Annotated in this window: 17 protein-coding genes; 2 read left to right on the forward strand and 15 right to left on the reverse strand. The window is 38.2% G+C overall.

Annotated elements, in window-relative coordinates:
* Positions 1 to 102: 102 nt before the first annotated feature.
* From DN408_RS16945 to DN408_RS16975, 7 genes are all read right to left on the reverse strand, one after another.
* A complete protein-coding gene (locus DN408_RS16945; protein WP_002128391.1) occupies positions 103 to 1,722 on the reverse strand; it encodes an amidohydrolase in 1,620 nt (539 codons plus the stop codon).
* A gap of 107 nt (positions 1,723 to 1,829) precedes the next feature.
* Complete coding sequence (locus tag DN408_RS16950; protein WP_161793966.1) at positions 1,830 to 3,185, reverse strand: aspartate aminotransferase family protein; 1,356 nt, start codon at positions 3,183 to 3,185, stop codon at positions 1,830 to 1,832.
* Positions 3,186 to 3,215: 30 nt separating this feature from the next.
* Positions 3,216 to 4,676 carry a CoA-acylating methylmalonate-semialdehyde dehydrogenase gene (locus tag DN408_RS16955; RefSeq protein ID WP_078178869.1) on the reverse strand — a complete coding sequence of 487 codons (1,461 nt, stop codon included), beginning with the start codon at positions 4,674 to 4,676 and terminating at the stop codon, positions 3,216 to 3,218.
* A 175-nt stretch (positions 4,677 to 4,851) separates the two neighbouring features.
* Positions 4,852 to 5,133: a cupin domain-containing protein gene (locus DN408_RS16960; RefSeq protein WP_078178868.1), complete on the reverse strand. Its 282-nt coding sequence runs from the start codon at positions 5,131 to 5,133 to the stop codon at positions 4,852 to 4,854.
* Between the two features lie 44 nt (positions 5,134 to 5,177).
* Positions 5,178 to 6,596, reverse strand: a complete 1,419-nt coding sequence (locus DN408_RS16965) for an MATE family efflux transporter (RefSeq protein WP_016127359.1) — start codon at positions 6,594 to 6,596, stop codon at positions 5,178 to 5,180.
* Between the two features lie 45 nt (positions 6,597 to 6,641).
* The gene (locus tag DN408_RS16970) at positions 6,642 to 8,114 is read right to left on the reverse strand and encodes an aldehyde dehydrogenase family protein (protein ID WP_002128396.1); all 1,473 of its coding nucleotides are present in this window, start codon (positions 8,112 to 8,114) and stop codon (positions 6,642 to 6,644) included.
* Between the two features lie 13 nt (positions 8,115 to 8,127).
* Entirely contained in the window at positions 8,128 to 9,414 is a 1,287-nt protein-coding gene (locus DN408_RS16975; protein WP_147740261.1) for an NAD(P)/FAD-dependent oxidoreductase, read from the reverse strand.
* Positions 9,415 to 9,601: 187 nt separating this feature from the next.
* On the opposite strand from DN408_RS16975, the gene DN408_RS16980 reads away from it, so the two are divergent.
* Positions 9,602 to 10,834, forward strand: a complete 1,233-nt coding sequence (locus DN408_RS16980; protein WP_002185253.1) for a MerR family transcriptional regulator — start codon at positions 9,602 to 9,604, stop codon at positions 10,832 to 10,834.
* Between the two features lie 69 nt (positions 10,835 to 10,903).
* Here the strand turns inward: DN408_RS16980 and bshB2 are convergent, their stop codons facing one another.
* Together bshB2 and DN408_RS16990 are read right to left on the reverse strand one after the other, a co-directional pair.
* Complete coding sequence (gene bshB2, locus DN408_RS16985) at positions 10,904 to 11,566, reverse strand: bacillithiol biosynthesis deacetylase BshB2 (protein WP_000439465.1); 663 nt, start codon at positions 11,564 to 11,566, stop codon at positions 10,904 to 10,906.
* 15 nt (positions 11,567 to 11,581) lie between these two features.
* Entirely contained in the window at positions 11,582 to 11,932 is a 351-nt protein-coding gene (locus tag DN408_RS16990) for a YojF family protein (protein ID WP_000407039.1), read from the reverse strand.
* A 262-nt stretch (positions 11,933 to 12,194) separates the two neighbouring features.
* On the opposite strand from DN408_RS16990, the gene DN408_RS16995 reads away from it, so the two are divergent.
* A complete protein-coding gene (locus tag DN408_RS16995; protein ID WP_002014220.1) occupies positions 12,195 to 13,520 on the forward strand; it encodes an ArsB/NhaD family transporter in 1,326 nt (441 codons plus the stop codon).
* Positions 13,521 to 13,591: 71 nt separating this feature from the next.
* On the opposite strand, the gene DN408_RS17000 is transcribed toward DN408_RS16995, so the two are convergent.
* The 6 genes from DN408_RS17000 to DN408_RS17025 all read right to left on the reverse strand — a co-directional run bounded on the left by DN408_RS17000 (position 13,592) and on the right by DN408_RS17025 (position 18,251).
* Complete coding sequence (locus DN408_RS17000; protein ID WP_002033458.1) at positions 13,592 to 13,819, reverse strand: coiled-coil domain-containing protein; 228 nt, start codon at positions 13,817 to 13,819, stop codon at positions 13,592 to 13,594.
* A gap of 234 nt (positions 13,820 to 14,053) precedes the next feature.
* Positions 14,054 to 14,413 carry a nuclear transport factor 2 family protein gene (locus tag DN408_RS17005; protein ID WP_002128400.1) on the reverse strand — a complete coding sequence of 120 codons (360 nt, stop codon included), beginning with the start codon at positions 14,411 to 14,413 and terminating at the stop codon, positions 14,054 to 14,056.
* Positions 14,414 to 14,492: 79 nt separating this feature from the next.
* Positions 14,493 to 15,044 (reverse strand): GNAT family N-acetyltransferase, encoded by a 552-nt coding sequence (locus DN408_RS17010; RefSeq protein ID WP_147740262.1) that lies wholly within the window; start codon positions 15,042 to 15,044, stop codon positions 14,493 to 14,495.
* A 225-nt stretch (positions 15,045 to 15,269) separates the two neighbouring features.
* On the reverse strand, positions 15,270 to 16,178 hold the full coding sequence (locus DN408_RS17015) for an iron-hydroxamate ABC transporter substrate-binding protein (RefSeq protein WP_002014213.1): 909 nt from the start codon (positions 16,176 to 16,178) through the stop codon (positions 15,270 to 15,272).
* Positions 16,179 to 16,199: 21 nt separating this feature from the next.
* Positions 16,200 to 17,216, reverse strand: coding sequence for a FecCD family ABC transporter permease (locus DN408_RS17020; protein WP_002014212.1), 1,017 nt, complete (start codon positions 17,214 to 17,216; stop codon positions 16,200 to 16,202).
* Positions 17,217 to 18,251, reverse strand: a complete 1,035-nt coding sequence (locus tag DN408_RS17025) for a FecCD family ABC transporter permease (RefSeq protein ID WP_002128403.1) — start codon at positions 18,249 to 18,251, stop codon at positions 17,217 to 17,219.
* Positions 18,252 to 18,397 lie beyond the last annotated feature (146 nt).

Below are 18,397 nucleotides of genomic sequence, written 5' to 3' on the forward strand. Positions count from 1 at the left end.
CTCTCGGAAAATTAATACGATTTGAAAAGCGCAACTAAACAACTGAAACGCCCCTTCAATTGTTAAAATCATTCTCACAATTGAAGGGGCGTTTTTTTATTGCTACATTTTCACTGATTGTTCTTTTTGATAAATAATTTCACCATCAATAATTGTTGTTTCTACTTTTAAATCTTTAATTTGGTTTGGATTGACACTTAAAATGCTGTCATTTAATATAACTAAATCCGCCAGTTTTCCGGCCTCTATGCTTCCTTTTATCTCTTCTTCAAAACTCGCATAAGCACCATTCCATGTGTATAGTTTAATAGCTTCCATTACGCTTATAGATTGATTAGCACCAACCTCTATTCCAGACTTAGTTTTTCTATTGACAGCAACATGAATTCCTAATAAAGGATTATAGTCAGTAACTGGTGCATCCGAACTACCTGCTGCAATGATGCCACGATCAATAAAATCACGAGCAGCGTACATGTGATTAACGCGATCACCATAGTGCTCTACATATATCTCTCCGAATTCATATGGAAATGGAGGATTTGGAATAGGAATCATCTCGAGTTTTTTCATTCTCTCTTGTAAATCTGGTGAAGAAATTCCCGCATGCTCGATTCGATGACGGTGATTTTTTCTTGGTGATTCCTCTAGCGCCCTTTCTACACAATTCAAATACATTTCAATAGCTTTATCACCTTGTGCATGTACAGTGATTTGATAGCCTTTTTTATGCGCTTCACCTAAAACCTTATAGATTTCTTCCTCACTATAATAAAGAATGCCGTAATTGTTAGGGTCACTTGAATATGACTTACGGGTTGCAATTGTAGGCCCCGTGCTACTTCCATCTGTAAACAATTTAGCTGGTCCGATTTTGAATCTTTCATCTCCGGTACCAGTTACCACACCAGCTTCGACCATTTTATTAACAAATTCATGAGAGTTATTTATTTGACATATCATTGCATATATTCGGACACGAATATCCCTACTCTTCACAGCTCGTTGTAGTAAACGAAAACTCTCCGGTCCATCTCCACCTGCGTCATGTATACTTGTTATGCCAGCTGCAACGAAATGATCTGATGCAATTTTCACAGCCTTCATCATTTCACTTTCTGTATAACTTGCAACCTCGCTCATACTCATATTTGCTGCTTCAATTAACTTTCCTGTAAGCCTTCCTGCCTGATTCTTTTCAATAACTCCCCCACTCGTATCCGGTGTGTTCTCGTTAATTTGCGCAATTTCTAATGCTTTGCTATTCACCACGCTTATGTGGTGACAAGTACGAGTTATAATAATAGGATGTTCAACTGAAATTTCATCCAGCTCAGTAATTGTTGGATAACGCTTTTCCTCCACAGCGGTTTCATTAAAGCCCCAAGCACGTATCCATTCACCTTTTGGCGTTTCTAAGGCCTTCTTTTTCAGATCATCTAATAAAGCATCGATAGAATCAATATGTTCAGCTTTACAACTGACAGCCAACTGATTTAGTCCATGAGAAATGATGTGGAGATGGGAATCAATGAATCCAGGAAGAAGCGTTTTCCCTTGCAGGTCAATTACATCCGTGTTTTCTCCTATAAAACTCTTAACCTCCTGATTTGAGCCAACAACTACGATTTGATTATCTTTTATTGCGACAGCTTCGACTACTGCATTCTTTTGGTCTACTGTAATAACTTCTCCATTTATCAATACAACATCAGCTTTCATAAACTCAACCCTTTCGGAATTACTCTTTTCGAGTAATTCATTCAGTATTTAAAGTTACATCTCCTAATAGGCTCATCCGCTTTTTAACAAGATTTATCAATAATTAATTAAAGTTGAGCTAAACATTCTTTCATTGTTTTAACGATAAAAGTAAAGTCTTCCTCTGTGATGCTTAATGGAGGAGCAAGCTGTAAAATATTATTGTAACCTGCAACAGTGTCACCATTTTTACCAATAATTAGACCTTTTTCTTTACAAGCATTGATGACTTTGTTCATCTTTTCAATGGAAGCCGGTTCTTTTGTTTGCTTATCTTCCACTAGTTCAATGCCTAAAAGAAGGCCCTTTCCGCGAACATCCCCTACGTTTGGATGCTCTTTTACATCCTCTAGCTCATATAACAGTCGTTCACCCAATTCTTTGGAACGTTCAATGAGTTTCTCATTCTCCATAATTTCTAAATTCTTCAAAGCTAAAGCGCAAGCAGCAGGATTTCCTCCGAACGTATTTACATGGCGGAAGCGATCATAATCATCACTACCTACGAATGCCTCATAAACCTCTCGTCTAACTGCTGTTGCTGACAAAGGAAGATACGCACTTGTAATACCTTTTGCCATTGTTATGATATCTGGTTTGACGCCATAATTCATAAATCCAAACGGCTTCCCTGTTCGTCCAAATCCACATATAACTTCATCACAAATGAGCAACGCACCGTGCTTCTCGCAAATTTCTTTTACTTTTTCCATATATCCATCAGGAGGCATTAAAATTCCACCCCCAGTAATGATTGGCTCCATAATCACACCGGCTACTGTTTGGCTTAACTCCCATGTCATGACACGATCGATTTCCTCAGCACTTGCCAGTGTATGAACATCCTCTGGATTTCGATACGTATCAGGCGGTGCTACATGCAGGAATCCTTGCCCGAGTGGTTCATATTTATACTTTCGCTGTGCTTGACCTGTTGCTGCAAGAGCTCCCATTGAGTTACCGTGATAAGCCCGGTAGCGTGAAATAAACTTATAGCGTCCATGATCACCTTTTTGTTGATGATATTGACGAGCAATTTTAAACGCTGTTTCATTCGCTTCCGATCCACTGTTAGAAAAGAAAATAACGTATTCATCATCAAGCCATTCATTCAATTTTTCTGCTAATTTAATAGCAGGAACATGACTTTGAGTCAGAGGGAAATACGGCATTTCTTCAAGCTGCTCAAACGCCGCTCTTGCAAGCTCTTTTCGGCCGTATCCAACATTCACACACCAAAGACCAGACATACCGTCTAAATAACGGTTTCCATCAATATCCGTCACCCATGCCCCTTCTGCTTTTGTGATAATTAAATTCGTTGGACTAGGGGCTGCTCCTCTCATCGCATGCCAAAGGTACTTTTCATCTGTTTTTTTCAAACTTTGTGTTTGTTCTGTCGCTTGCACAATCACCAGCTCCATTCTATCTTTTTATGGTTTTACATCACTCTTTCAATAACGAGCCGTAAGCATTTTCTTGCGAGTATAGAATTCTACGCCATCTTTTCCATTTGCATGGAGATCACCATAGAAAGATTTCTTATAACCTGAGAACGGGAAGAATGCCATTGGAGCAGGAACTCCAAGATTAACCCCAAGCATACCTGCATCAATTTCTTCACGGAATTCACGAATAGCTTTCGCGCTATTTGTGTACAGACATGCACCATTTGCGAATGGTGATGCATTAGCAACATGAATCGCTTCCATCAAGTCTTTTACGCGTACAATAGAAAGAACCGGTGCGAAAATTTCATCTTGCCAGATTTTCATTTCCTCTGTCACGTTATCAAAAATCGTTGGGCCAACAAAATAACCTTGGCTGTTTGCTACATCGTCTTCACGTCCGTCACGAATAAGTGTCGCTCCCTGCTCTACACCGGATTGAATGTATCCGAGTGTCCGCTCTTTATGTACTTCACGAATAACGGGACCAAGGAAAACACCTTCTTCCAGACCATTACCAATCGTAATTGCATTAGCCTCTTGAAGCAGTCTATTAACGAGCTCATCTGCAACGTCTTCTTCCACGACAACAACAGCCGCTGCCATGCATCGTTCACCAGCTGAACCGAAGGCAGCACTTGTAATTTCTTTCACTGTAGAACTAAGGTCCGCATCTTTTAATACGATCGAATGATTTTTTGCCCCTGCAAGAGCTTGTACACGTTTACCGTTAGCTGCTGCTGTTTTATATATATACTCAGCCACAGGTTGAGAACCAACGAAAGATACAGCTTTCACATCCTCATTGTCAAGAATGCCGTTAACGACGTCATGTGCACCATGCACAATATTTAGTACTCCATCTGGAAGACCTGCTTCTTTAAACAGTTCAGCTATGCGATTAGCCAATAGCGGTGTTCTTTCAGATGGTTTTAATACAAATGTATTCCCGCATGCAATCGCGAGTGGAAACATCCAGCATGGCACCATCATCGGAAAGTTAAATGGCGTTATTCCTGCGATTACTCCGATCGGATAACGATACATCCCTGATTCAACACCAGTAGCAATATCGGGAAGTTGCTCTCCCATCATTAAAGTGGGTGCGCCTGCGGCAAATTCAACACATTCAATCCCCCGCTGCACTTCACCGTATGCTTCCTTATAACTTTTTCCGTTTTCCAAGGTTACGAGTTTAGCTAACTCTTCCCAGTTTTCAATCAATAGCTGTTGATAGCGAAATAGAATCCGAGCACGCCGAGGCACAGCGACCTTTCTCCATGTTTTGAATGCTTCTTTCGCAGTTGCTACAGTTCTATCTAAATCTTCTTTAGTCGAAAGAGGCACACGAGCAATATTCTCTCCTGTTGCTGGATTTGGTACATCTTCAACTTGCTTACTTGTGGATTCTATCCATTGTCCGCCAATATAATTTTTCAACGTTTGTACATTTTTCATTACTACCATGGTGAAGCCTCCTATTTTAAGATAACCGTCCTATGTTATCGCCCCTAAAAAGAAAGCGCATTCATTTGACGGTATGTAAACTTATTTACATACATTTCTTCAACATTATTAATCTTATTCATTGAATACGCAGGAGCAGTCATCTGCTTAGCATTTGTCCACTCCCCAGTTCACATTATTTCAGATGGATCTCATGGTTCATCTTATAATTCTTTTTCAAAAATACTGGGCAATCCCATTCACAAACAAGGTCCTTAGCCAAGGAAACGATCCAGTCCTTTGTAATATGATAATTTTCCCCATCAACAGTAATAAACACTTCACCACCTGTCACATAGAAAACTTCCTGATCTTCTACATGCCACGTTCCTTTATTCGGTTCGCCTACCCACGGTTCCCATGCGTTGGCACCTAGTTGCTCTGCTTCTTCTGCTGTAAGTTTTTTCGCAAAAAACATGACAATCCTCTCTCTTTCGTATTGATAATTTTGAAGGAATAAGTCTATAAATCTACTGCCTTAACACTTGGATTTTTTAAACGTTTAAACTCTTTTTTCATAAAGTATATGGCAATGAGAACACCTGGAATTTCTGCAGCAGGAGCAGCGTACCATACACCTTCTACACCCCAGAATTTCGGGAAAATAAATAGAAACGGTAACATGAACAACAATATTTTGCTTACACTAATAAACGTTGCGGACCAGTTTCTCTCTTGCGATTCGAAATAACCGGAGATAAGCAGGCTAACTGCACTAAGCGTAAACAAACAATTGAATACAACTGTCGTCCAAATGCCCAGTTTTTGCAATTCAGGATTACCACCGGAAAAAAATGACACAATTGGATCTGCAAAAATGACTAGTATGGCTGTCACGATTACAAAGAAGGAAACTGTAAAAATGAGTCCCATCTTAATTGCTTGTTTCACACGATCAAGGTTGCCCGCACCGTAATTATAACTAATAATCGGTTGAAGCCCTGTCATCCCACCAAGCGCTGCTAAGGCGAGGAGATTTGTAATATAACCGTTTTGAATCGTGAAAGCTGCAACGTGTAGACCACCACCGTAGCTTTGCAGTAAGTTGTTGGTGAAAATAATTGCAATAAACATCATGAACTGACTCGAGAAAGATGCAAAGCCCGTCCAAACCACTTCACCAATCTTCTTGAGATTAATCATCATATCTTTCATTTTTGGCTTAAGTTTTGTTTTACCAAACCAGAAATAAAAGATTAGGAGAACAGGAATCGATTGCGAAATCGTATTAGCCCATGAAGAACCCATCATCCCCATGTCATACTTCACTACCATAATCCATTCCATACTCCCAGCAACAACCGCTGCGACTAACCAACTGTTCATTGATAATATAGGCTTTTCATCGATATTAGCTAAAATACTTAATACAACGGCCAATATCGTTAATGGCAACGAAATCCATAGCAGTCGGCTATATTGCACCGCATACGGAAGTGCTTCATCACTTGCTCCGAATAAAATCATAATATCATTTTCAAAGACCAACCCAAGTATAGCTAACAAAGAAGATAGGAAAAGAGTAAACCATAAAGTTTGTCCCATAATACTTCTAGCTTCTTCGATTTTCCCTTTCCCCAGTCGAAGTGAAATGACCGCTCCGGCTCCCACACCTAAAAGAACACCAATCATACGGGTAATAACCATGACCGTAAATCCAATTCCGATCCCTTCGACTTCCAGCTCCTGAAAGCCACTGACGAAATAGCCATCAACAACCGATACAACTCCTAAAATTACGTTAGCCATAATTCCCGCCAAAGCAAACCGTAAATATAGTAACGGAATACTTTTGGTTCCTAGCACTGAATCATCCACCGGCTTATTCATTACTTCTGGTTGCTCTATTTTTGATGACGGACCGTTGTCCACTATTTTCATGAGCATATCCCCTTATAAATAATTTATATAGCACGTTTTGCTCAATTAATTCGCATACCACCCTACCGGATTTGCATGCTGGTGGATATTGATTTGCTTCGTTTCCATAAAGTGCTCCAGTCCGGCAACACCTAACGCTCTGCCGATGCCACTTTGCTTATACCCTCCCCAAGGACCTTCCACATAAGCGAGATGATAACTATTAATCCAAGTAATTCCCGCACGCAATTTACTAATGACACGTTTTGCCAGGTCCATATCTTCCGTAAATACAGCACCGGCTAATCCATAAATAGAATCATTCGCTTTTTGGATGGCATCTTCCTCATCTTTAAATTTCTGTACAACAAGGACTGGGCCAAAAATCTCTTCCTTCACAATACACATATTCTCATTTACATCAGCAAAGATTGTTGGTGCAATGAAAAACCCTCGATCGAGCCCATTTTCTGTTAAGCGCTTACCACCACAAACTAATTTTGCACCTTCTTCGATTCCTCTCTGAATATAATGTAAAACTTCATTCATATGAGACTCGTTTGTAAGCGCTCCCATTTCAATATTCTCACTTTCCCCGTTGCCAACTACAATTTTGTTCGCACGCTCGGCCAATCTTTCAACAAACTTATCATAAATAGTCTCTTGTACAAGTAAACGAGATGCAGCTGAACAAACTTGCCCAGCGTTGTGGAAAATACCAAACATCGCATTATCAACTGCGGTTTCAAAATCCACATCGTCGAACACAATAAGTGGAGATTTACCACCTAGTTCAAGTGTGATTTTTTTCATATTGCCTGCAGCTGCGCGCATAATACTTTGACCTGTTTTTGTTCCACCAGTAAAGGCAATTTTGTCGACATCATGGCTCTCTGCAAGCTCATTCCCAACCTTTGAACCAGGTCCCAATACTAAGTTTGCTACTCCATCCGGAAGTCCAACCTCTTCGATAATTTCAAATAATTTGAATACACTTACAGGAGTGACGTCAGCAGGCTTAATTACAATTGTATTCCCTGCGGCAAGTGCAGGAGCAATTTGCCAAACAGCTAACATAAGCGGGAAATTCCAAGGTACAATAAGTCCACAAACACCAATCGGTTCATGAATAATAATCGTTTCTGAAGCATCATCACGAGTGTAAGATTCCTTTTTCATACCTTTAATCAAGTCAGCATAATAGCGGAAGCATTGAATCGATACAGGAATATCTACATAGGTTGTTGCACGGATAACCTTACCGTTATTTGCAGTTTCCAAACGGGCAATTTCAGCTGTATTCTCTTCAAGACGGTCTGCAATCTTATATAGATAGTCAGCTCTTTCATCAGCCGATAAATCCGACCAGATCCCGCTATCAAACGCTTTACGAGCCGCCTTAATTGCTATCTTCGCATCATCTGCTGATCCATGAGCAGACGTTGCGATAACCTCTTCGGTTGCAGGATTGATAATGTTTCGTCTAGCACCCGATAATGCTTCTACCCATTTCCCGTCAATGAACATGTTAATTTTCATAAACACCTCTCCTTTACGCGATAATATCTACCAGTTTGAAACCAATATGTGCTATATTGACCAGCATCGTTTTCTGATTATAGAATGGGAATGATTTAAGGCGTTCTTTTTCAAATCGATATCCACCTGCACTCCCCGTAACGATCCATTGTGCCAATAACTTACCAAACAATGTCGAGAGAGACGCGCCATGTCCCGTATAACCCGTTGCAAAATATGCGCCTTCTTTGGATCTACCGATAACCGGGAACGTATCAATTGTAACCCCGATAAATCCACCCCACCTGTAATCAATCTTGCTTCCTTCTAGTTTTGGCATTATTTTAACCATGGCATCGTAAACATTTTGATAAACAGCATCACCTAAGTTTGGACGAATATCGCCACCGCCAAATATGATCCGATTATCTGGTGTACGCCTGAAATAGTAAAGGAAACTGCTTGTATCAAAAACCATGCGATCTTTAGGAATGACGCTATTCACCAATGATTCTGGAAGCTGTTCAGTACCAAGAATACGTGCCGAAATTGGCAGTACGCCTTTATTCAATTCAGCCATAATTTTTCCGGAGTAACCATCTGTAGCCACAATAATGTCTTTCGCTGTAACAGTACCTTTTTCTGTAATAACTTTCACACTATTTCGGCCGTACTCAATAGATAGTGCTTTCGAATGCTCAAAGATTTTTGCACCGATCGATTTAGCTGCTTCTCCCAAACCAATTGCATAGTTCAGCGGTTGGAACGAGTAACTCGAGTCGTCGACTAAGCAACCATAATATTGCGGGGAATCAATTTCTTGATGCAACTGACTTCGATTAAGCACGCTACAGTCATATCCAAAATTTTTGTTTAAGTATTCACTTTCAAGTTTCAACCCTTCAAAATGCTTGGCTTTGTAAGCCGCCACAATGTGACCTGTCTTTCTGAAGTTACAGTTGATTTGATGCTCGTCAATAATGTTTTTAACTAATTCAACACTAAGCAGAGAAAGATCGTTAAGCTGCCTCGCCTCTTCGGCACCATACTTCTTGGCAAGCTCCTGCATCGTTGACTTATAGCCTGGCAATACCATCCCGCCGTTGCGACCGCTTGCGCCATATCCGATTGTTTCCTGCTCAAGGACAATGACACTCTTCCCTAACTTTTGCAAATGATATGCAGAAGAGAGACCTGTGAAACCTGCGCCAATAATGACAACATCCGCCTCTTCATTTCCTTCAAGAGGTTTTCCTTTGTCATATCTGTTTGCAGTCGCTGTCCATAGTGAGAGTGTATCCATATGATCCATCTTATCCATAGCTAATCCTTCTCCCTTCGTGACATGTATGTTACAATACAGTCAAAAATATTCTTAATATTCAAACTTATCGAGTTAATAATATGACTTAGAGTTTCCTCCAAGTCAATAGCTATTTGAGAGTTTTTTGAATTCATTTTGCGAAAAAAGTGGAGTAACTCCACTTTTTTCATTGGGGGGTACATCTATGAAAATTGGTACATTTGCGAAGCTTTTTCATGTTACGACTGATACCGTTCGTTATTACATTGAACTAGGATTATTAATACCAGACAAAAAAAACACTCAGTATCAAATGAACCAATTGTGTTTCGACGACATGGCTTTTATTACTGAGCTGAAAAAATTTCATTTTTCATTGATAGAAATCCAACGAATTTTATCATATCGACGTGTCACAAACTTCTCGGACCATGAGGATATCGACTACTACAACAACTCGCTCATTGATAAAAAGGACGAGCTAACCAAGAAAAAAGAAGACATATCAAAAGCTATCCAATTGATTGAAAAAGCGGTTCAAACTAGCTCGCCTTCATCCAAAGAAGAAAGTATTACAGGAATCCCGCTTGACTTTGTAAATTTTCTCTATTGTCCAAAATGCCGCATTCCACTTGAAATGAAAGATGTAACGATTAAAAAAGTCTACATTCACACGGGGAGTTTAACTTGTAGCTGTGGATACGAAGCAGCTATCGAGGAGGGTATTATCATTACCGCGAACTTGTACGAGACGTCTCCTTATCCATCTTATTTTTACGATAAAGAAACGATTAAAGAGATCAATCCCAAAATGATTAACTTATTTGAAAAAAGTAATTTTCGATTTCAAAAAGTTCTACAAAATATAGATTTGAAAAACAAATTAATTGTGGAAACAAACGTTGATGCTTTTGTATCACTACCTAAATATATCGATGTTCTTGAACCAAGCGCAAACTATGTATTCAGTGGCTATTCGCTTGCAATGCTCAAGAAGGTGAGAAATAGAATTGAGCGTGTGAATCCGAAGCCACGCGTCCTTTATATTTTGAATTCCGATTTAAATCTACCATTGAAACCGCTTAGCATCGATGTTTTTGTGGATAGTTTTACAATAACTGATTTTTCACTGCTCAACCCAGAGTTCCCAAGTCATGTTCTAAAAAACTATTTACATAACAGTTCAACAATTGTCGGTGGATACTCGTATTATGATAACTCGGCCAAATCCTTGAAAAATATTTCAGCCTTATATCCAAATTCCCATGAGCATATTTTACATCCAAAATACTTAGAAGAAAATTTATCAGTTAACGGATTTCAAATCATGCAAAATGAAAATATCGGTTACTGTACAGATCCAGGACCTTATTTCGATTATCATGTAAGAGACGAAAAATTCCACATGCTCATGTATTTGGCTAATACGAAACAATAGCACAAAAAGCGCCATCACAAGTGACGGCGCTTTTTCTATGTAAGAGCTACTAGAAGGTACCCTTCTAGCCTACTCCCATTTATAAGTCCAAAACTGTTCAAGTTGCAGCCATTTTAATGTTGCTGCGTCTTTGTTTTTTATTTTTGCATGCGTTTCTTCTAGCATCGCTTCCGTTTGTGAACGATGCGCGCCTAGTGCAGCTAATTTATGTTCAAATACTTCACTAATATTATTTACAACATCCGGTTCACCGAGTACTGCTTCGCGATTTCTCGTAATCGCAACCGCATGAATGGCTGGACGTTCTTCTTTAGGCATACGTGATACAGCGCGAACTACAGCGCGGCCAAATGCATCATGATCCGGATGTACGCCGTGTTCTGGATAAAATGTAATAATTCGAGATGGATTTACTTCTTGAATAATCGCTTCGATTTTATCGGCAACAAAATCAACATCTTCAAATTCTAACGTTTTATCATGGAAACCGAGCATTCTTAAATCTTGAATCCCCATCGCTTCACATGCATCTTTTAATTCTTTTTCACGTATATTTGGAATCGTTTCACGGTTAGCGAATACGTTTTTCCCCATGTTACGTCCCATTTGTCCAAGAGTACCACATGCGTACGTTACAGGTACTCCTTGATCTGTTAATAAGCGAATTGTTCCTCCCGCAGCAAATGCTTCATCATCTGGATGCGGAAATACAACAAGTACATGTCTCTCCATAAGTTTCCCTCCTTCTTACTTAAATGGCGTTAAGCTTAGCTCAAGCGCTACCGCTAAGCGGCCTTGGTTATCATGCCCTGCTAGTAATAAACGCTCTTTATCGTCTACTTCCCAGTGCGTAATGCCTTCTGCATATACCCAGCCATGATCCATTTTCAAACCAACTCGGTATGGGTTTGTTCCAGTTATTTTCCCACGCTCAAAGCGAATAATTGCATTTCGAATGAATGCTCCTACTGTCATCATCTTTTCATTAAAGTGTGACGCATACGCTCCATTCGTCGTTTCTAAATGAATATATACATCTTTATTTACAAAACGTTCAATTTCATTTTGAATAAGAGAACTATCTTTTACTATTTCCATCGGAATTCACCTCTTTAAACCATTTTACGCAAAAATAATGTAAATTGCTATCTCTATATTAGAGGACAACGCCCACTTTTCCTAATAATTTGCACTGTGTTTTTTATATTTTTTATATGATATGTAAAAATCACATTTTTTCCTTCACTTTGTTAAATAGTTTTCTTTCTTTTTTGAATTTGCTACAATATATTTTATCCCGTATTAATACAGCGAGATACATTTCGACAATTGAATACATACTTTAAAGAAGGTGACATGATTGGAACAATCAGCACATGAAGTAGCAAATTGGCAATATTATTTTACAATTGCCGTATTTTTAGTCACGTACGGTTTTATTATTTCTGAGAAATTGAATCGTGCTGTAATCGCACTATTCGGTGCTGCTATTATGATTATTTTTGGAATTGTAGATTTACATACTGCTTTCACATCGCATATTCAATGGGAAACGATTACCCTTTTAATTGGGATGATGATTCTCGTACATATTACGAGTCAATCAGGCGTATTTGAATTTGTAGCCATAAAAGCAGCAAAAGCAGCTGGCGGAAAACCAATCCGCATTTTATTATTACTATCCCTATTAACTGCTGTCGGTTCTGCATTTTTGGACAACGTAACAACCGTATTATTAATCGTACCTGTTACACTATCCATTACACGTATTTTAAAAGTAAATCCTGTTCCTTATTTAATTTCAGAAGTACTATTTTCAAATATAGGCGGAACAGCAACATTAATTGGTGACCCGCCGAACATTATGATTGGATCAGCTAATAAGCATTTAGACTTTAATGCCTTTTTACTAAACTTAGCTCCAATCGTAATCATTATTTCTATCGTTACACTTGGCATTATTTACTTCATGTATCGCAACAAACTAAAAACAACGCCTGAGCAAATCGAAAAGCTAATGGCATTAAATGAAAAAGATTATATTAAAGATCAGAGCCTCCTTTTAAAATCCATTACGATTTTAGGACTAACTATTTTAGGCTTTGTACTTCATTCTATTATTCATGTAGACGCTGCCGTTATTGCGATGACAGGTGCTACACTTCTTATGTTAATCGGTGTGAAAGAACATGATATTGAAGATGTATTTGCCCACGTTGAATGGGTAACAATTTTCTTCTTCGCTGGACTATTCGTTCTCGTTGGCGGATTAATTGATATCGGACTTATTTCTTCACTCGCAAAAGAAGTACTCGACGTAACAAATGGCGATATCGGTTTCGCTGCTATACTTATCTTATGGGTATCTGGCATCGCATCTGCGACAATTGATAACATCCCATTTGTCGCAACGATGATTCCACTTATTCAAGATTTAGCTACAGGACTCGGACTATCTGTCGATTCTCCGCAAATTGAAGTACTATGGTGGGCGTTATCACTTGGAGCTTGCCTAGGAGGCAACGGAACATTAATTGGAGCATCAGCAAACGTAGTCGTTGCTGGTATTGCAAAACGTGAAGGACATGGGTTCTCTTATATGGACTTCTTAAAAATCGGTTTCCCCTTAACGATCATTGCGCTATTGTTATCACATGCTTACATTTATTTACGTTATTTAATGTAGAAGTTGTATTGCATGAAATTATGTCGTCAAATAAAAAAGGTTTGCAGCACTATGCTACAAACCTTTTTTCATCACCAAAATATACCTATAATTGCTAATCCACCTAAAATCATACCACCAATTTGTCCGATGATTGTTGGTGATAGTTGAACACCTTTTCTCACTTCAACAACTGGTCTTTCGTGCCTTAGTTGCTGCACTTCACTTTGAAGTTGATGTACACTTCCGTGTAGTTCTTTAATTAGTTCTTTTAATTCAGCGACCTCTTCATTTACTGGCTTACTTTTTTCTAAGTTCATCTCGCATAACTCCTTATAAATTCAATCAGTTCACTGTAAATTTTCGCCAATTATCGTTATATCTCCTGCATACTACATATATAATATGGAATGTACCTTTATTAACAAGACCCTTTTAAGAACAAATTTAGATATTTTAGAAAGACAACTTTCATTAGTTCTTTATATATATATAGGACTAATATATTCAACAATTCTATTCTTTATAGTTTCTTTTTCATACAAAAAGCTTCACTAAAATTTAGCAGGTGTACCTTGATGAAAATACATTTGCCATCTTCCTTCTCTAAATTTCCATATCGAACTACGTAACGAGTGTTGATTATTCATTTCATTGAATATTTGATAAGTAGTTAATGCTACATCTTTGGATAATGGATGTACTTCAAAATCACTCAAAGTCATTTTTACCACACCAATTCCATTTTTATCGATATCCTCATTTTTATATAAAACTTTACCAGAACTCCCAAACTCAAAAAAATCAGCGGCAAGTATCTTTTTAAGCTCCTTTTGAGATGTGCGAACCCCTGGTTTAAGTAATCGTTCCTCTAGCTGATATAAACACTCTCTTAATGAAGATAAACCTTCCATTAGTACACTCCTCCGCTCATAATTACCCAAATATTACAACTTTCCACTCTACACTACACAATTATTCTGTATGTTTTTGCTAGTTCTGCAGCTCTATCCATTCATCACGCAATATCCCCATAATCATACGATCAAAACACTTTCCATCTCTTTGAACTGCTTCCCTCATACATCCTTCCATCTGAAATCCCATCTTTTTATACAGTACAATGGCTGCTTTATTATAAGAAATAACATCGAGACCGACGCGGTGTAGATTCATTTCATAGAACGCATACTTTAAAATAAGATGCACTGCTTCTCTCCCAAACCCTTTTCCTCTATCATTTGCCTCTCCTATATCAATTGCTAATAGACCTGTTCTGTTATTCCACTCTATGCCGTGAATTGCAACAAACCCAATTAAGCGATCATCTTGAACTGTTCTTAACATGAAAGAAACACTATTCGATCTCTGTCCCTTTAATAGCCCATCACTCGCTATTTCATGTAACGATTGCGGGAATGCCAAGTCTGTATCTACATTTCTTAAGTACTCACTATCCTCTTGCCACATAGCCATTACTTCAGCATCTGCTTCTCTAATAGCTGATAATTTAATAGTTTTATTTTGAAAAAGATTCATCGTCATCTAAAACTCCCCCTTTTTTAAATAGCGGGGACAATAATTCTAGCCTATTTATCCCCTTGTTCCATAAACTGTTTTTTTAACGGGATACTTACAATAAGCGCTGACATTGGCACATCTCCCTTGCATTGAATTAACTTCATTGTATAATTTTTCATTTATTCTAACAATAACAACAATAAAAAGACCCTCCAAATTTAGAGGGCCTTTCCTAATAGCAAAACTGTATTATTTCGTAAACATTTTCTCTGCTTCATCCATTGCCATTTTGTTACCTAAAGCAGAATAGTCAAGCCATGGTTGATCATTAATAATGTATACGTGCTTACCTTTAACAGCTTTTAAGTCTTTCCAAATTGGTGTTTCTTGCAGTTGTTTAAATGCTGCTTTTGCTTTATCGTCTCTGTTTACGACAACGAAAATAGCATCCGCATCAAAGTCAGGTAATACTTCTTGTGAAATTACTTCGAAAGGACGGTTTCCATCAATTTTCTCTACACCATTTGCAGGTTGTAATCCTAAGTCTTGGAATAGAATTGGTCCCATCGGTCTTTTCGTACTAAATACACGTAATTCTTTTGCAGTAACGCGAATTGCCATTACTTTTTCGTTATTACCTAACTCTTTATCTATTAAACTTTTTACTCGTTTTGATTGTTCTTCATAGTCTTGAATATATTTATCTGCTTCTTTCTCACGGTTTACAAGTTTACCTACTTCTTTTAAATGATCTCTCCACGTACCTTCATCTAAATTAAAAGTATGTGTTTTTGCAATTTTTTCGTATTTCGCTAAATCTTTGCCAGCATATTTTTCATCCACATAAATTTCAGATGGCTTTAATTGTAGTAATGCTTCCATATTCGGATCTGTTACAACGCCCAGTTTCTTCGTATCTTTCAACTGTTCTTTCACGTGAGGTAAGAAATCTTTTAAATCTCCACCAATTACAGAACCTACCGGTGTAATTCCTAATGCAAGTAAGTTATTCGTTAAATGAATAGACATAGAAGCAATTTTTGGATCATTACTTTTTTCAGTTTTTTTAGTTGCCTCTTCACTAGATTTCGTTTGACCACATGCTGATAATACTAAAATAAACATAATGCTAAATAAAATAGTAAGTTTCTTTTTCATATGTTCTCCTCTTTGAAGTATTTATTTTGTTTTTGTAAGTAAATAAAGAAAATATGGCGCACCTAAAGCCGCTACTACTACGCCAGCTGGAATAGAGTTTGGCTCAAATAAAGATCGCCCTATCGTATCCGCGAGTACTAAAATAATCATTCCAATTATGCCAGCTAACGGAAGGAAATGTTGATATGTACTACCTACTAACTTTCTTGCGATATGCGGAGAAACTAAGCCGATAAAGCCAATTCCACCTGCCATTGATACACTTGCACAAGACAATCCTACCGCTGTAGCTAAAAGCAGTAACCGTTCTTTTTGAACAGATACACCAAGTCCTGCTGCTACACTATCACCTAGTGACAGTGCATTTAACGTTTTGGATTTCAGCCATGCGTACGGAGTTAGTATCAAAATCCAAGGTAATAACGCTAGGACATGAATCCAATCTCTTCCCCACACGTTACCAACTAACCACCTAGAAGCGAATGTATACGTCTCATCATTTAACTTGAGCGAGAAAAATAACGAAAGTGCACTAAAACCAGCTGAAACTGCAATACCAACAAGAATAAGTCTAATGGGAAGTAAACCTTTTGACCGATCACTCGCAAGCAAAACAATAAGAAATGCAGCTAACACTCCTCCGCCAAATGTAAATAACGGTATTAAAATCGATGCACTCTCGTTAATAGAATGAAAGAGAGTAACGAATACAATAATCCCGAAAGATGCACCTGAATGCAATCCAAGAATCCCCGGATCTGCGAGTGCATTACGAGATAATCCTTGCAAAATCGCACCGGAAACCCCAAGGCCAATACCTGCTAACATTGTGATTATAATTCTTGGCATACGATAATCGTATAGCACGGTTGCACTCTCAAAATCACCATAGCCAAAAAGCGTTTGAATTACTTTGAGCGGTGCGATGCTCAGCGTTCCCGTATTTAAGCTAATCAAAATTACAGCGATACTTATACATCCGAAAATTGTAGTTACAGTAATAGCTCTCTTTTTATCCGTGCTAAAAAGATCCTTCACTTATAACTCCCTCCCAACTTTACGTGCTATATAAAGGAAGAACGGAACTCCAACAAGAGCTACCATAATTCCTATCGCAAGTTCTTTAGGAGGATTTACTGTTCTTGCTCCTAAATCAGCTAAAACTAATAAAATAGCTCCTAATAATGCTGACATAGGAATAATAAGTTGATAATTAACACCTACTAATTTTCTAGCAATGTGCGGGATGACCAATCCTACAAATCCAATGGAACCAACAGCTGAAACAGAAACACCTGCTAGAATCACTACCATAATCATCCCGAGTATTCTCGTTCGGTTCGTTTTTACACCTAAATTTGTAGCGACATCATCCCCCATGGATATGAGTGAAATAGATCGCCCTAGCGCTGTCGCAAAAACAATTGTTATGAGAATAATAGGCACTAAAAATTTCAAGTGTTCCCACTTAACCCCCGCAACACCACCAGCATACCAAAACGCTAAATCTTGGCTTAAGTCATAATAAATCGCGACACCTGAACTTAACGAATGTAAAAGCGCGGCCATAACTGCCCCTGCAATCGTTAACCTCATCGGCGTTAGCCCGCCTGATGTTGCTGATCCAATAATAAAAATGAGTACTGTACTTAAAACTGCTCCAATAAAGGAGACAATCATTAAATAGGAATACGGCATATGCGGGAAAAAAGCAAAACTAAGTGCTACTACAAACATCGCACCTGCATTTATTCCGAGTACACCTGCATCAGCTAAAGGATTTCGTGTTACCCCTTGCATAACAGCTCCAGCGACTGCAAAAGCAGCTCCTACAACTGCTGCGCCAATTACCCTTGGGAGCCTTAATTCATAAATAATTTGATGCTGTGTTAATTTCGGATTATAATCAAAAACCGCTGCCCACACAGTTTGCAAATGGATATCCTTTGCACCAAATGCAACGGCTAAAAATATAGCTCCAATTAAACATATAATTGTTAAGCTCATGAAACATATGAACTTAATATGTATCCAGCGATTATTGCCAGCATGTACAGTAGACTTATGTAACATGTTTCATTTCATCCTTTATATTCAGTTCTTTTTTATAATTATTTTTTATTTATAATCATTATTGAAAATAATTATCATTTTCATTTAGATATTATATCCCCACTTTTTTTAAATAGCAAACTATTTTTTTACTTTGTTAAACTATC

It is taken from the genome of Bacillus sp. AR13-1 (assembly GCF_008042285.1).
Taxonomy (GTDB): domain Bacteria; phylum Bacillota; class Bacilli; order Bacillales; family Bacillaceae_G; genus Bacillus_A; species Bacillus_A mycoides.

Coding starts and splice junctions, on each gene's coding strand:
- DN408_RS16990 (WP_000407039.1), bottom strand. CDS start 11,932: ATGGAAATAGTAAAAGATAGTTCTCTTATTCAAAATGAAATTGAACGT.
- DN408_RS16970 (WP_002128396.1), bottom strand. CDS start 8,114: ATGAAAATTAACATGTTCATTGACGGGAAATGGGTAGAAGCATTATCG.
- DN408_RS17000 (WP_002033458.1), bottom strand. CDS start 13,819: ATGAACTTAGAAAAAAGTAAGCCAGTAAATGAAGAGGTCGCTGAATTA.
- DN408_RS16960 (WP_078178868.1), bottom strand. CDS start 5,133: ATGTTTTTTGCGAAAAAACTTACAGCAGAAGAAGCAGAGCAACTAGGT.
- DN408_RS16965 (WP_016127359.1), bottom strand. CDS start 6,596: ATGAAAATAGTGGACAACGGTCCGTCATCAAAAATAGAGCAACCAGAA.
- DN408_RS17010 (WP_147740262.1), bottom strand. CDS start 15,044: ATGACGATGAATCTTTTTCAAAATAAAACTATTAAATTATCAGCTATT.
- DN408_RS17025 (WP_002128403.1), bottom strand. CDS start 18,251: ATGTTACATAAGTCTACTGTACATGCTGGCAATAATCGCTGGATACAT.
- DN408_RS17015 (WP_002014213.1), bottom strand. CDS start 16,178: ATGAAAAAGAAACTTACTATTTTATTTAGCATTATGTTTATTTTAGTA.
- bshB2 (WP_000439465.1), bottom strand. CDS start 11,566: ATGGAGAGACATGTACTTGTTGTATTTCCGCATCCAGATGATGAAGCA.
- DN408_RS17005 (WP_002128400.1), bottom strand. CDS start 14,413: ATGGAAGGTTTATCTTCATTAAGAGAGTGTTTATATCAGCTAGAGGAA.
- DN408_RS16950 (WP_161793966.1), bottom strand. CDS start 3,185: ATGGAGCTGGTGATTGTGCAAGCGACAGAACAAACACAAAGTTTGAAA.
- DN408_RS16955 (WP_078178869.1), bottom strand. CDS start 4,676: ATGGTAGTAATGAAAAATGTACAAACGTTGAAAAATTATATTGGCGGA.
- DN408_RS16945 (WP_002128391.1), bottom strand. CDS start 1,722: ATGAAAGCTGATGTTGTATTGATAAATGGAGAAGTTATTACAGTAGAC.
- DN408_RS16980 (WP_002185253.1), top strand. CDS start 9,602: ATGAAAATTGGTACATTTGCGAAGCTTTTTCATGTTACGACTGATACC.
- DN408_RS16975 (WP_147740261.1), bottom strand. CDS start 9,414: ATGGATAAGATGGATCATATGGATACACTCTCACTATGGACAGCGACT.